Here is a 13,457-nt window from a genome sequence, read left to right as displayed (position 1 = left end):
TCGCTAGGCAACGGCCGACTCTGCGTGTAACGCGATTTGGCCGTTTTTCTGCCAGGCCGGAAAACTCAGCGCTACCACATGGTCTTTATTCACGCGTTGCGGAGAACCGAGGCGGCTCAACTGCACGCCATGCCTGAGAAAATAACGTTCCAGCGCGGGTGTGGTCACCGCCACTACCCGATTGGCGCCCTGGCTCCAGGCATGGTTCAGGCTGTTCCACCAGACGCGCATCGGTAAGGTGCCTTCCTCCAGGGCGCGCGCGGCAAAACGCGACACCTCCCAGGTGTCGCTGCTTCGCGGGGTTGGCTGGTCGCACAGAAAACCGAACACTTGCGCCAGCAGATAAGGTTGCGTGGTCGGCAAGAGTCGCGCGCAACCGCAGACTTGGTGCTCGGCATCTAGGGCGAGGATATGACGAGCATCCGCGTGGTCGAACTGGTCGAATTCGCGTTGGGGCCGGGCGTGCGTGGAATCCAGTTGCCAGCCCAATTGCTGGATGAAAACTTCGTGTCGGTAGCGGCCCAGGTCGTCCTCAAGCGTTGCAGACAGTTCATGGTGACGACGGGTGATGATGCTGATCATTGGATGTCCTTATCGCAATTGTCGGGCCCTAGATAAGGCCCTGTGCAGCGGCGTAGGCTGCCGCCAGTGTTTTGTTGCCAGCGCCGAATTTCTTCTGAATGGCTTTGAGGTGAAAGTTTACGGTGTTGACGGAAATAGTGAGGATCAGCGCGATTTCTCCTGAACTCTTGCCGTCGGCGGTCCACTGCAGGATCTCCCGCTCACGCCGGCTCAGGCAGACCAATTGGTGGGCGCGTTCGCTATAAGCCAGGTCTGTCAGGCGCAGTGTCACCCGTTCAAGGATGCAGCGCAGGCGCACTTGAATTTCGTTGTTTTCAGCCTGCGAAATAATGTCTTGGCGCCGAGCCACGGACAGTACCCGCAGTGAACGGTCGTGGCTTCGAATCGGCAGTGTGGCGCCGATGCACAAGCCCCAGTCCCGAGCTTCCTGCCACAGCGTGCGGCTGTTATCAAACAGTGCGTCGTTCCATACCACCATCTCGGTAGAGCGCAAGCCACTAAGGATTGACGGATCGACAGCCGCGTAGTTTTGCTTCTCGTAATGTGCCAGCCAGCTTGCGGGGTAGGACCCGCATATCTCGGTTCTGGGGCGTGTAAAAGGGGTCAGGTGACGTACGCCATAGGCGTAGTACTCGAACCCCAGTTGCAACACTTCACGCTCCAGAAGCGCTAACACTTGAGTCTCATCCTGTTGCTTGCACATCTCGATGCGTAAGCAATCCCACCAACGAATGAGGTCGTTTTCCTTCTCCATGGACAGTCGCCTCGATTACTGCATTCTTGGCAATCTAGCCCACAAGCTATTTCTGTCAAACTTTGCCGAGGCTTCCCGACCGCTCTGGCACGGTGCTTACACTTGGACGTTCGTGGTTTATGAGGCCTGGCGCAGGCGAGGCATTGAATGCCGCGCGTGGCACTGCTCAATGGCGTTGACCGCTGTTTCACAAGAGGCAGCGTCGCAGGGCATCAGGCTGCTCGCTCGACGACAGGCCGTTTGCAGCCGGCTGTCGTGCAAGAGCGTTGTGATCGCATCGTCCAGGTCCTGTTTGTTTAACGGTAGGGCAAGGCGTATGCCGCATCCCATGCGCACCAGGCGTTCGGCGTTATCGAACTGGTCATGAGCGATAGGCAGCACAATCTGCGCAATGCCGGCCGCCAGCGCCTGGCTCATGGCGCCAATGCCGCCGGGGTGGACCAGACCGGCCGCGTGGGGCAACAGCGAACTCATCGGCAAAAACGGGCGCTGTATCACGGTGGGCGGCAGGTCCGTGAAGAGCGGTCGATCACCGGTCAGAAAAATGCCGCGGGCACCGACCCTGTGCAGCGCTGCCAGGGCGAAACGATAAAACTGCTGGTCAAAGTGCTCAGTGGAGCCTTGAGTGAAGACAATAGGGGGCGCTCCGGCAACCAGAAAGGCTCGTGTGGGCTCATCGAGCCCAGGGGCGCCACCGTCGAACAGAGGGAAACCGGCCATGTGCAAAGGCTGTGGCCAGTCTTTCTGTGCGGGGGCGAACCATTCGGGGAACAGGCATATCACCCCTTGGGGCGCATGCATCCATTGACTGAAGATGTTCTTCACCACGCCTGGTAGCCCATGTTTGTGGCGTAGTGCGTTGATTTGGGGAGCACAGGTACGGTCCAGGCTCAGGTATTCGATCCCGCGCCAGAGCAGCTTGCGCAGAGTCAATGGCAAGCGCCGCGACACATTGAAGGTGGGGTGCACGGGCGGCAAATGTGCAGAAAGCAACGTGGATGGCGACACTTGGACGGACAGATAAGGGATGCCGTATTTTTCATGGGCGATACGTGCACCCAAGGCCCATAGTGAGCCGACAACCACCGTATCGTCGGTATTGTGAGTGGTTACATAGTCGTAGACGGGTTCCAGCAGGCCGGCGATGGCTTGCCACAATACGGCGAATGAGGTCTTCGGGTCCCACAATAGGGGATCGCCCATGGCGGCGCTGTAGGTCGCCTCATCGCATAACGGCACGAAGTTCAGCCCCTGCGCCTCAATGGCGCGCTGAAACGTCGGCATGCTGCACAAGGTGACCTGATGACCGCGCACAGTCAGGGCAGCCCCCAGGCCGATAAAGGGAAAAACGTCACCGGCCGAGCCGATGGCAACCATGATTACTCGCATCATCTACGTCCTTGTTGAAAAGTATTTAGGCAAAGCTCAGCCGCGCTCGTTGAGCCGACTGCTCGCAAAACGCCCCTGGCTGGGCGTCGCATGCCCTCAGCAAATGCCCGAGCAACGCGCGGTGCACGCCGTTGGCCGCGGCCTTGGACTCCAGGTCCAGAAAATGTCCGCTGCTCTGGGCAATGGAGAAGCTGCAATCGCGGATGTACTGCTTGAAGGACTGCACGTCCATGGCGCTGGTGTATTCGTCCCAGGCGCCATTCAGGAAGTGCACATGACTGTCAATGTTCAAGAGTTGCGGCAAGTAGGCCCCTTCATTGAGCTTGAGTGCCTGTTCGATATGGAAGCGCGCTTGATGCTGCTCGGCGTTGATCAACTGCGCCATATGCTGTTGATTGGCGGTCTTGAGTCGAGCCGGGAGATGCTTGCCCAGCGTCTGGTTGAGCAAATGGCCGATCCCTGCGTTGTCATCCCGGGCCATGAGTGCCTGCGCCCCGCTGACGTAATCGAGCATCGGCGCGTTGAGGCCAGGCGCAAACGACATCACCACTGAGCTTTCAACGCTGTCTGGATTTTTGGCAAGTGCCAGCAGGGTGGACAGGCCACCCCAGGACACGGAAACCAAGTGGTGAATGTTGAAGCGCTCGATCAATGCCAGCAGGATCTGGACTTCGTCGTCCTTGGTCACCAGGCACCGGTCAGGGTTGTGAGCGCGGGAGTTTCCAGCGAACGGCAAGTCAAACAGCACCACGTTGAAGTGTTCGGCCAGGCATTTACTGGTACGGGCAAAGGCCGACGTCGTGGCCATGGCGCCGTTGACCAACAGGACGTTCTTTCTATCAGGCGCATCGCCGATGTGTTCCACCGACACCGAATAATGCTTGAAGATTTTCTTGATCACATATTGGCTACGCGACATAACACACCTCCAGTCAGCACAAAAAACAGGCGAGAGCGCCCCTGGCACCGGGCTTGGGTGTCGAGGGCAGGGTTTGTTTTTTTTATTAAGGGGTACGGCTTACAGCGCGAAGTACATCCAGAGCTGGTGGGTTCCGTGATACAGGCGTCAGGGTGTAGAGAGTTTTAGCCTTCAAGGCGTAGAGGGACAACTACCTGATCTGGTAGGTCGTCGTGCAAAGGTTGTCGGCGGCCAGTACTTTTCAGTCTGATACAACTCTTTAAGGGGGAGCGGGAGCCTGGATTGACATCCGTTACCCTTTTGGCTTACGCAAAAAAACGCCGCGTACCTTGCGATACGCGGCGCCTTTCACATCAACACACCGTTAGGCTTGAATCACCGGGATGTTGGCGCTTGCTGCGATCTTGCGGAACTCAGCGATCTGGTCGAAGTTCAGGTAGCGGTAGACGTCACTGGCCATGGTGTCCAGTTTCGCTGCGTAGCCCATGTACTCTTCGACGGTTGGCAGGCGACCCAGAGTGGAGGCGACTGCCGCCAGCTCAGCCGATGCCAGGTAGACGTTTGCACCATCACCCAGGCGGTTCGGGAAGTTACGGGTCGAGGTCGACACGACGGTGGAGTTCGGCTCAACGCGTGCCTGGTTGCCCATGCACAGCGAGCAGCCTGGCATTTCCATACGTGCGCCAGCCTTGCCGTAGATGCCGTAGTAGCCTTCTTCGGTCAGTTGGTGAGCGTCCATCTTGGTCGGCGGCGACAGCCACAGACGAGTCGGCAACTGGCCCTTGACCTGCTCCAGCAGCTTACCGGCAGCGCGGAAGTGGCCGATGTTGGTCATGCACGAACCGATGAACACTTCGTCGATCTTCTCGCCAGCGACGCTGGACAGCAGACGGGCGTCGTCCGGGTCGTTTGGCGCGCAGAGGATCGGCTCGTTGATTTCCGACAGATCGATTTCGATGATTTCGGCATATTCGGCGTCGGCATCGGCTTCCATCAACTCCGGGTTGGCAACCCAGGCTTCCATCGCTTGGGCGCGACGTTCCAGGGTGCGTGCATCGCCGTAGCCTTCGCCGATCATCCAGCGCAGCAGGGTGATGTTGGAGTTCAGGTACTCGGTGACGGACTCTTTGGACAGCTTGATGGTGCAACCGGCAGCCGAACGTTCAGCCGAGGCGTCGGACAGCTCGAAAGCCTGTTCCAGCGTCAGGTCGTTCAGGCCTTCGATTTCCAGGATGCGGCCAGAGAAGGCGTTCTTCTTGCCTTTCTTCTCTACGGTCAGCAGGCCAGCCTGGATCGCGTAGTAAGGAATGGCATGCACCAGGTCACGCAGGGTGATGCCAGGTTTCATCTTGCCTTTGAAGCGCACCAGAATCGATTCCGGCATGTCCAGCGGCATGACGCCGGTGGCGGCGGCAAACGCGACCAGGCCAGAACCGGCTGGGAACGAGATGCCCATCGGGAAACGGGTGTGGGAGTCACCACCGGTACCGACGGTGTCCGGCAGCAGCATGCGGTTCAGCCAACTGTGGATGATGCCGTCGCCTGGACGCAGCGATACACCGCCACGGGTCATGATGAAGTCAGGCAGGGTGTGGTGGGTGGTCACGTCGATCGGCTTGGGGTAAGCCGCGGTGTGGCAGAAGGACTGCATCACCAGGTCGGTCGAGAAGCCCAGGCACGCCAGGTCTTTGAGTTCATCACGGGTCATTGGGCCGGTGGTGTCCTGGGACCCCACGGTGGTCATCTTCGGCTCGCAGTAGGTGCCTGGACGAACGCCTTTGCCTTCTGGCAGGCCACAGGCCTTGCCGACCATTTTCTGCGCCAGGGTGAAGCCCTTGCCGGTGTCGACAGGCGCTTCAGGCAGCTTGAACAGGTCGGTAGGGCCCAGGCCCAGCTCAGCGCGTGCCTTGTCGGTCAGGCCACGGCCGATGATCAGCGGGATACGGCCGCCGGCGCGAACTTCGTCCAACAGCACCGGGGTCTTCATTTCGAAGGTGGTCAGGACTTCGTCGGTGCCGTGCTTGCAGACTTTGCCAGCATGCGGGTACAGGTCGATCACGTCGCCCATGTTCATGTTGGTAACGTCGAATTCGATTGGCAGTGCGCCAGCATCTTCCATGGTGTTGTAGAAGATCGGAGCGATCTTGCTGCCGAAGCAGAAACCGCCAGCACGCTTGTTCGGCACGTAAGGCACGTCGTCACCGAAGAACCACAATACCGAGTTGGTTGCCGATTTACGCGACGAACCGGTACCGACCACGTCACCGACGTAGGCGATCGGGAAGCCTTGGCCGCGCATCTCTTCGATCTGCTTCATCGGGCCGGTCTTGCCTTGCTCGTCCGGCACGATGCCTTCACGCGCCATTTTCAGCATGGCCAGGGCGTGCAGCGGGATGTCAGGACGGGACCAGGCATCAGGCGCAGGCGACAGGTCGTCGGTGTTGGTTTCGCCGGTGACCTTGAAGACGCGCAGGCTGATCTTGTCGGCCAGGGTAGGGCGGTTGCGGAACCACTCGCCGTCAGCCCAGGACTGGATCACGCCTTTGGCGTGCTCGTTGCCGTTGCGGGCTTTTTCGGCGACGTCGTGGAACGCATCGAACATCAGCAGGGTGTGCTTGAGTTGGGCGGCCGCGACGGGTGCCAGTTCGGCGTCGTCCAGCAGCTCGACCAACGTCACGATGTTGTAGCCGCCTTGCATGGTGCCGAGCAGTTCAACAGCGCGTTTCTTGTCAATCAGGGGGGAAGTGGCTTCGCCCTTGGCCAGGGCAGACAGGAAACCGGCCTTGACGTAAGCGGCTTCGTCAACGCCTGGTGGAATGCGGTTGGTGATCAGGTCAACGAGGAATTCTTCTTCGCCAGCCGGAGGATTTTTCAGCAGCTCGACCAGGCCTGCGGTTTGTTCGGCGTTAAGCGGCTGGGGAACGATACCCAGTGCGGCACGCTCTTCGATATGTTTGCGGTAGGCTTCAAGCACAGTTATTACCCTCATCAGTGGTCCCACGGGACGCTCATCCAGAAATGAACGGCACGCATGCGCTCGGGGGCTTTTTGGGCCGCAAAGCCAGCGCTGCCGCCATTTCTTACAGAAGCTGCTTTCAAAGTTTTACGCCTGCAGAACGGAGCTGATGAGGGTTGGCGCGGGCTCTGACCTACCGGGTCGAACCTGCGCCAACACCGTTCTGAAGGAACGACTGTGCTCGTGACGCTTTGAAAACAGCTTCCAGCGGATTATTGGCGCCTTACAAGGCCGGGTGATTCTACGGCAAAAAAAATCTAAAGGTAAGTTGCCTACTCAAGTTTGCTGGGTGATCAACCTTAGACAAAGGGCTAACATGGCGCACTGTTTCGCTGATTTGCGTGTTGCTGCCCATGCCCAACCAAACCATCAAGACCCCCTGCGTCGGCCTGTGCTCTACGGTCTACGGCGATCTCGTGTGCCGTGGATGCAAGCGCTTTCACCATGAAGTGATCCAGTGGAACGGCTATAACGAAGAAGAAAAGCGTGCGGTCTGGCTCAGGCTTGAGCAGCTGTTGGTGCAGGTCATGGCCGGCAAAGTGGAGGTTTTCGACCCCAAGACACTGCGCGGGCAGTTGGAGCAACGCAAGATTCGCTTTGTGCCACACCAGTCCGAGTATTGTTGGGCCTACCAGTTGATCGCCCGTGGGGCCCGGGTGATCAATAACCTGGAGGCGTACGGCATGGTGCTGTTGCCGGAGTTTCGCGACTGGGCGCTGCCTGAACTGCGCGATGCCATTGAACGCGAGTTCTTTATCCTGTCCGAGGCGCATTACCAGCGCTATATCGCGCCTGGGTTCTTGAAAGATGCGCTGGGTTAATTGACTGGCGAGGTCAATGTGGGAGCTGGCTTGCCTGCGATAGCGGTGTATCAGGAGCAAATGCGCCAGCTGACCCACCGCAATCGCAGGCAAGCCAGCTCCCACATTTGATCCACATTGCCTGAAGGTCGGTGTCAGGGCTTGGTCGCCAGCTCTTGCAGATGGTCCATGAGCGTCTGCGGTTTAAGCACCAGCACATCGCTTTGCACCGCATCCAGCACCACCTCCGCCGTATTGCCGATCAACGCGCCGGAAATCCCCGTGCGTGCCACCGTGCCGATAATGGTCACCGCCGCCTGCAAGCGATGGGCAATATGGGGGATCAGCACATCGGCGGGGCCTTCCTCTATATGCAGGTGCCTGTCGTCCACGTCGAACTCGGCCTGGAAGGCCTTGCATTGCTCGCGATAGCGCGCCTCGATGGTTTCCTTGAGCTGAAAGGTCGGGTCTGCCGCCGACAGCATGGGCGAGGGGTGAGCACTGATCACATGCAACTGCGCTTTGGCGAGGCTGGCGATATCAAAGCCATGGTCGATGATCGAATTATGCAGCGAGCGGTGTTCGCCGTCGGCGTTGCCCACATCGATGGCCGCCAGGATCACGCCGCCTGCCCAAGGGGTGGCGGTCTTGACCAGCAACACCGGCGTCGGGCAATAGCGCAGCAACTTCCAGTCCGCCGGGGTCAGCAGGGCTTTTTTCAGAGGGTTGTCGGGGAAGTGCTGTTTGATCACCAGGCCACAGCCTTCGGCTTGCTGCACATCGATGATGGTTTCATGCAGGCTGTCGTTCCAGGCCTGCTCGGTGGTGACGCTGTAGCCGTCTTCTTTCAAGCCTTCCTTGAGCAGGCTCAGCAGCGCCGAATGCTCGTGCTTCTTGTCACAGACCAGCAAGTGCAGGTGCGCGTCGGTCACTTTGGCAATCAGCTTGGCACGCTTGAGGGCCAGGCTTTCCGAATGCTCGGGTTCGATGACCACCAGGATGCTGCGGATGGCTTGCATGGTCGGGATCTCCAAAAGGGCGGGCGTTGGATAACTATAGTTGCTGGCCGGCAGCCGTCATGTTGATACACATCAAGGCCGGTGGCTGGTGGTCTGCGACGGGGTCGGTATAATCGGCGCCCTTTTGTGATCCTTTGCCCGTGAGCCCGATGAACCTGCCCGAAATCCATGAATTCCTCGGCTGCCGCACCCCCGATGCCTGGGTCCAGGCCGCGTTGGCCGATCAGGAAACCCTGCTGATCGACCACAAGAACTGCGAATTCAAAGCCGCCAGCACCGCCTTGAGCCTGATGGCCAAGTACTACGGCCACGTTGACCTGATCAACATGATGTCGCGCCTGGCCCGCGAAGAGTTGGTGCACCACGAGCAGGTCATGCGCCTGATGAAAAAGCGCAAGGTCGAACTGCGTCAACTGCACGCCGGCCGTTATGCCTCGGGTTTGCGCAAGGTGGTGCGCAGCCATGAGCCGGTCAAGCTGGTAGACACCCTGGTGGTGGGCGCCTTTATCGAAGCACGCAGTTGCGAGCGTTTCGAAGCGCTGGTGCCGCATTTGGACGAAGAACTCGGCAAGTTCTACTTCGGCTTGCTCAAAAGCGAGGCGCGGCACTTCCAGGGTTACTTGAAGCTGGCTTACCAGTACGGCGACGCCAAGGACATCGCCCAGGTGATCGACCGGGTGCGAGCCACCGAGCAAGACCTGATCGAATCACCCGACGTCGAGTTCCGCTTTCACAGTGGCGTGCCAGCCTGAGGCCACGGCCACACCGATCAACGCGGTGATCCCCGCCAGCAGCAGGATCACCGTTGGCGTGCCAAAGGGTGCTGCCAGCACGGCAATCATCAAGCCCGCCAAGGGCTGGGCCAGGTTGTTGAGCAAGGTCATCACACCGACTGTCTTGCCGAAGTCCTGCACCGGAATCACCCGTTGTCGGGTGCTGCGCAGGTACACGTTGAACATCTTGTCAAAGCCGGTCAGCAGCAGGAACCCCACCGCGTAGGCCCACACGCCGGGGCTGAGCGCTGTGATCAGCGCGCCGACGGTGATCATCGAGTACGACAACCCGCCCAGTACCTTCAGCTTCAGTGATGAATGCGCCAGGTAGAACAGAATCGCGATGGTCACCAGCGCCCCGGCGGCTTGCAGCAGGGCATAGGTGTCTTTGCCCGCTGCGTAGTGGCCGGTGACCATGGCAGCCGAGGTGGCCAGCGTCACGCCGACTATCAGGTTCACGCCGACCGCCAGGACGATGATGCGCTTCAACTCCACCCGGTTGAGGATGTGGCCAAAAGCGGTGCGCAGGGGTTGCAGCCAGTTACCCGGCTGTTGTTCATGGATGTGCAGGTCCACCGTGGTGTGGCGCTGCCAGATCAGCATCGCCAGGTCCGCCAGCACAAACAGCACGGCGACCCCCAGCACCACCCAAGGCCACGCCCAGACTTCCAGCATCAGCGCCGCCACCAATGGCCCGAGCACCAGCCCGCTCTGGTCGGCGATCTGCGAATAGGACAAGGTCTTGGCGTAGGTGTAATGCTCGAAGATATGCGGCATCACCACTTCCCGCGCCATGATGCCCTGGGTGGTCAACACGCCGCACAACGCGGACAGCATGACCAGCCACTCAATACCGTCGAACAGCCCATACAGCGCCATCGCCACCACGCAGGCCACGGCCCGATACACCTGGCTGATATGCAGGATACGCACCGGTGAAAACCTGTCGCACAATGCCCCGCACACCGGAAAAGCCAGGTAGCGCGGCAGTGACTCGACAAAAAACGCCAGCCCCGCCCACGACACGCTTTGAGTGGTCTGGAATACGATCAGGGGCACGATAAACAGCAAAACCTGGTCGGCCAGCCGTGAAAGGAACAGCGAAATGAAGAACGCCAGGTAATCCTTGCGCATAGAACTCCCTGTCAATGGCGTTAAAAAGTGCAGGCTATTTGTTAAAAACTCTTAAAAGCATGAAGCTTCGTCGCTGTGGACTGGTCAGCCACCTCTGTCGGCCAGCTTGCCACCTATAATGGCCCCATTTCAATCCGCGCATCCACACTGAGAACTTATGGAAAACCTGGGTCTGGGCAAGGTCTTGCTCGTTGAGGACGATGAAAAGCTGGCAGGGCTGGTCTCGCATTTTCTGTCGCAGCATGGTTTCGAGGTACGGGTGGTGTACCGGGGTGATGAAGCCTTGGCGGCGTTCCTGGATTTCAAGCCGAAGATCGTCGTACTCGATCTGATGCTGCCGGGTCAGAGCGGGCTGCATGTCTGCCGCGAGATTCGCAACGTGTCGGACACGCCCATCGTGATCCTCACCGCCAAGGAAGATGACCTGGACCATATCCTTGGCCTTGAGTCCGGTGCTGACGACTACGTGATCAAGCCGATCAAACCGCCGGTGTTGTTGGCGCGCCTGCGTGCGCTGCAGCGCCGTCAAGTGCCCGAGCCCACCGTGCGCGGTGCCCTGGAATTTGGCCGCTTGTCGATTGATCGCAGTTGCCGGGTGGTCCGCCTGGGCGGCGAGACCATTGACCTCACCACCATGGAATTCGAGTTGCTGTGGTTGCTGGCCAGCAGCGCGGGCAAGATTCTCTCTCGCGACGACATCCTCAACCGCATGCGCGGCATCGCTTTTGACGGCCTGAACCGCAGCGTAGACGTGTACATCAGCAAACTGCGCGGCAAGCTCAATGACAACCCCCGCGAGCCGGTGTGCATCAAGACCATCTGGGGCAAGGGCTACCTGTTCAATCCGTTCGCGTGGGAGGTGTAGATGCTGCGCTTGTATCTGCGCCTCTATCTGATTCTCGCGCTCGGTCTGGCCGGGTCGATCTGGTTGGTCAACTACGGCCTGGACGCCTACATGCCCGAGTCCAACGAAACCTATAACCGTGAAGCCCTGCGCGGCCCGGCCTGGGCCCTGGTGGAGCAACTGCGCCCCGTGCAGGCAGAGGCACGCCAGGCACGCCTGGACGAGCTGCAACCGCATTACGGCTTGCGGCTCAAATTGGTGCAGCGCGACACCCAGGATTTGAGCGAACGGGAACAGAAACTCCTGGCGGCTGACCAGGTGGTGGTGCGCGAAGACTTCATGAAATTTCTCGCGCCTATCGACGACGGCCCGCAACTGCTCGAAATCAGATTGCCGGAAGAACCCAAGTGGTTATACCTGTGGGCCTATGGCTTCCTGGGCGTGAGCCTGGCCATCGTCCTGTATTTCTGGGTGCGTCCACACTGGCGCGACCTGGAGCACATCCGCCTGGCAGCGCAACGTTTCGGTGACAATGACCTGGGCTCGCGCATCTTGCTGCCGAGTCGCTCCACCGTGCGCTCGCTGGCCGGGCACTTCAACCAGATGGCCGAGCGCATCGAAGGTTTGATCGCCAACCAGCGCGAACTCACCAACGCGGTCTCCCACGAATTGCGCACGCCGATTGCGCGGCTGTCATTCGAGCTGGACCAGCTCAGGCAGCAGAGTGACCCACGGCAAAGCCGAGCGTTGATCAACGACATGTACGCCGACCTCGGTGAACTGGAAGAAATGGTCTCCGAGCTGTTGACCTATGCCAGCCTTGAGCCAGGCGCTACCCAGGTCACCCGCGAGCAAATCGAGGCCCACAGTTGGCTCGACAGTGTGATCGGCAGCGTGGCCCTGGAGGCCGAAGCAGAAGGGGTGCAGTTGTCGTTGCGCACCTGCGAGGTGGACGTTATCCAGATCGAGCCACGCTTTATGGCGCGGGCCGTGATCAACCTGCTGCGCAACGCGATTCGTTATGCCGATCGTCGCGTGGAAGTGTCGCTGGTCAAGTTTGGCAGCGGTTACGAAGTGCGGGTCAACGACGATGGGCCGGGGGTACCGCTGGAGGGTCGCACCAAGATATTCGAACCCTTCCTGCGCCTTGACGCCAGCCGCGACCGCCGCACAGGCGGATTTGGCCTGGGCCTGGCGCTGGTCAAGCGTGTCAGCCAGTGGCATGGCGGGCAGGTGGAAGTGCAGGATTCGGAGTGGGGCGGGGCGTCGTTTCGAATGACGTGGGCCTATGCAGAGTAAGGCGGCTTGCCCCATGCCATCCTGTAGGAGCGAGCTTGCTCGCGAAGAACCTCAACGATAACGCGTGTTTTCTGGATAAACGCGGCGCCTGCGAGTTTTTCGCGAGCAAGCTCGCTCCTACAGAGGGCAAGTCAGATCAGAAGGTGTACTGCAGCTCCCCCAACACCGACGCCTGCAGCCGCTGCTCCACAATCGGGCTCTTGCCTGCTTCATTCGCCAGGTATTGCACATCGAGCAAGGTCGAGAACTGCGTGTGTTCGTTGATCGGCACGCTCCATGAGAGGTTCATGCCATTGCTGATATTGCCGGCACTTGCCTTGTATTCCTTGAAGCGGCTGCGGGTGGCCTGGTCGGCAGTCACGCCGTACCAGGTTTGCAGGTAGTTGCGGTCACCGAAGTGGCTGTTGATGGCGGCATCGACGGAGCCGTAGCGGCCTTCATAGAGATGGGTACCCAGGCTCAACTCCAGGTGGGTAAAAGCCTTGCCGGTTTCCTTGTGTTTATCTTCTTCAAGCGCATGTTCCAGGGTGGCGCCGATGATCACACCGCCGAGCTTGTAGGCGGTACTTACCCCCAATTGCGGACGTGACTTGATCTCGCCCATGCCTTTGAGGCGTTTGGAGCCGGCATGCATGCTTTCATTTTTATCCTTGCGCGAATCGCTTGCGCCAACGTATGCGCTGAAGCTCAGGGCATCACCTTCGTAACCCCAGCCCAAGCCCGTATCAGTGTCGAGAAAGACGCCCCAGGGGCTGATGATTTTGCCGCCGAGCACAGGCGCCGTCATACGTTCGTCGCTGCCACTGTAGCGGGGTGCGTTGGCCATGCCGGCCTTGAGGCTGTATTGCCAGTCTTCGGCAAGCGCCGTATCGGCGGCGGCGAGCAGGCACAGTGAGGTCAATGACAGGCACAGGTTTTTTGAGTGCAT

At 59.6% G+C, this 13,457-nt stretch carries 12 protein-coding genes; 4 read left to right on the top strand and 8 right to left on the bottom strand.

Going from position 1 to position 13,457, the window contains the following annotated elements; translation table 11 throughout:
• Nucleotides 1–3 precede the first annotated feature (3 nt).
• The 5 genes from MHH62_RS04065 to acnB form a co-directional block, all read right to left on the bottom strand.
• A complete protein-coding gene (locus tag MHH62_RS04065) occupies nt 4–582 on the bottom strand; it encodes an acyl-homoserine-lactone synthase (RefSeq protein ID WP_014718330.1) in 579 nt (192 codons plus the stop codon).
• 28 nt (nt 583–610) lie between these two features.
• The gene (locus MHH62_RS04060) at nt 611–1,336 is read right to left on the bottom strand and encodes an autoinducer binding domain-containing protein (protein WP_020301512.1); all 726 of its coding nucleotides are present in this window, start codon (nt 1,334–1,336) and stop codon (nt 611–613) included.
• A 117-nt stretch (nt 1,337–1,453) separates the two neighbouring features.
• Nucleotides 1,454–2,725 carry a glycosyltransferase gene (locus MHH62_RS04055; RefSeq protein WP_014718332.1) on the bottom strand — a complete coding sequence of 424 codons (1,272 nt, stop codon included), beginning with the start codon at nt 2,723–2,725 and terminating at the stop codon, nt 1,454–1,456.
• 25 nt (nt 2,726–2,750) lie between these two features.
• Nucleotides 2,751–3,644, bottom strand: coding sequence for an alpha/beta hydrolase (locus MHH62_RS04050; RefSeq protein WP_014718333.1), 894 nt, complete (start codon nt 3,642–3,644; stop codon nt 2,751–2,753).
• Between the two features lie 364 nt (nt 3,645–4,008).
• Nucleotides 4,009–6,618: a bifunctional aconitate hydratase 2/2-methylisocitrate dehydratase gene (acnB, locus tag MHH62_RS04045; protein WP_003190828.1), complete on the bottom strand. Its 2,610-nt coding sequence runs from the start codon at nt 6,616–6,618 to the stop codon at nt 4,009–4,011.
• 395 nt (nt 6,619–7,013) lie between these two features.
• On the opposite strand from acnB, the gene MHH62_RS04040 reads away from it, so the two are divergent.
• Nucleotides 7,014–7,481, top strand: a complete 468-nt coding sequence (locus tag MHH62_RS04040) for a DUF1289 domain-containing protein (protein WP_339232544.1) — start codon at nt 7,014–7,016, stop codon at nt 7,479–7,481.
• A gap of 134 nt (nt 7,482–7,615) precedes the next feature.
• Here MHH62_RS04040 and MHH62_RS04035 read toward each other — a convergent pair whose 3' ends face one another.
• Nucleotides 7,616–8,479: a universal stress protein gene (locus MHH62_RS04035; protein ID WP_014718336.1), complete on the bottom strand. Its 864-nt coding sequence runs from the start codon at nt 8,477–8,479 to the stop codon at nt 7,616–7,618.
• Nucleotides 8,480–8,628: 149 nt separating this feature from the next.
• Between MHH62_RS04035 and miaE the strand changes: the two genes are divergently transcribed.
• Nucleotides 8,629–9,231: a tRNA isopentenyl-2-thiomethyl-A-37 hydroxylase MiaE gene (gene miaE / locus MHH62_RS04030; RefSeq protein ID WP_014718337.1), complete on the top strand. Its 603-nt coding sequence runs from the start codon at nt 8,629–8,631 to the stop codon at nt 9,229–9,231.
• Here the strand turns inward: miaE and MHH62_RS04025 are convergent.
• A complete protein-coding gene (locus MHH62_RS04025; RefSeq protein ID WP_336826425.1) occupies nt 9,187–10,386 on the bottom strand; it encodes an MFS transporter in 1,200 nt (399 codons plus the stop codon). The genes miaE and MHH62_RS04025 overlap by 45 nt on opposite strands.
• A 157-nt stretch (nt 10,387–10,543) precedes the next feature.
• Between MHH62_RS04025 and MHH62_RS04020 the strand changes: the two genes are divergently transcribed.
• Together MHH62_RS04020 and MHH62_RS04015 are read left to right on the top strand one after the other, a co-directional pair.
• Complete coding sequence (locus tag MHH62_RS04020) at nt 10,544–11,251, top strand: response regulator (protein WP_014718339.1); 708 nt, start codon at nt 10,544–10,546, stop codon at nt 11,249–11,251.
• A complete protein-coding gene (locus tag MHH62_RS04015; RefSeq protein WP_014718340.1) occupies nt 11,252–12,529 on the top strand; it encodes an ATP-binding protein in 1,278 nt (425 codons plus the stop codon).
• Nucleotides 12,530–12,665: 136 nt separating this feature from the next.
• On the opposite strand, the gene MHH62_RS04010 is transcribed toward MHH62_RS04015, so the two are convergent.
• The gene (locus MHH62_RS04010) at nt 12,666–13,457 is read right to left on the bottom strand and encodes a MipA/OmpV family protein (protein ID WP_339232541.1); all 792 of its coding nucleotides are present in this window, start codon (nt 13,455–13,457) and stop codon (nt 12,666–12,668) included.

It is taken from the genome of Pseudomonas sp. FSL L8-0168, from assembly GCF_037976155.1.
Classification (GTDB): domain Bacteria; phylum Pseudomonadota; class Gammaproteobacteria; order Pseudomonadales; family Pseudomonadaceae; genus Aquipseudomonas; species Aquipseudomonas paracarnis.
Note: the sequence above shows the minus strand (reverse complement) of the source record. Positions and strands in the feature narration are given on the sequence as shown.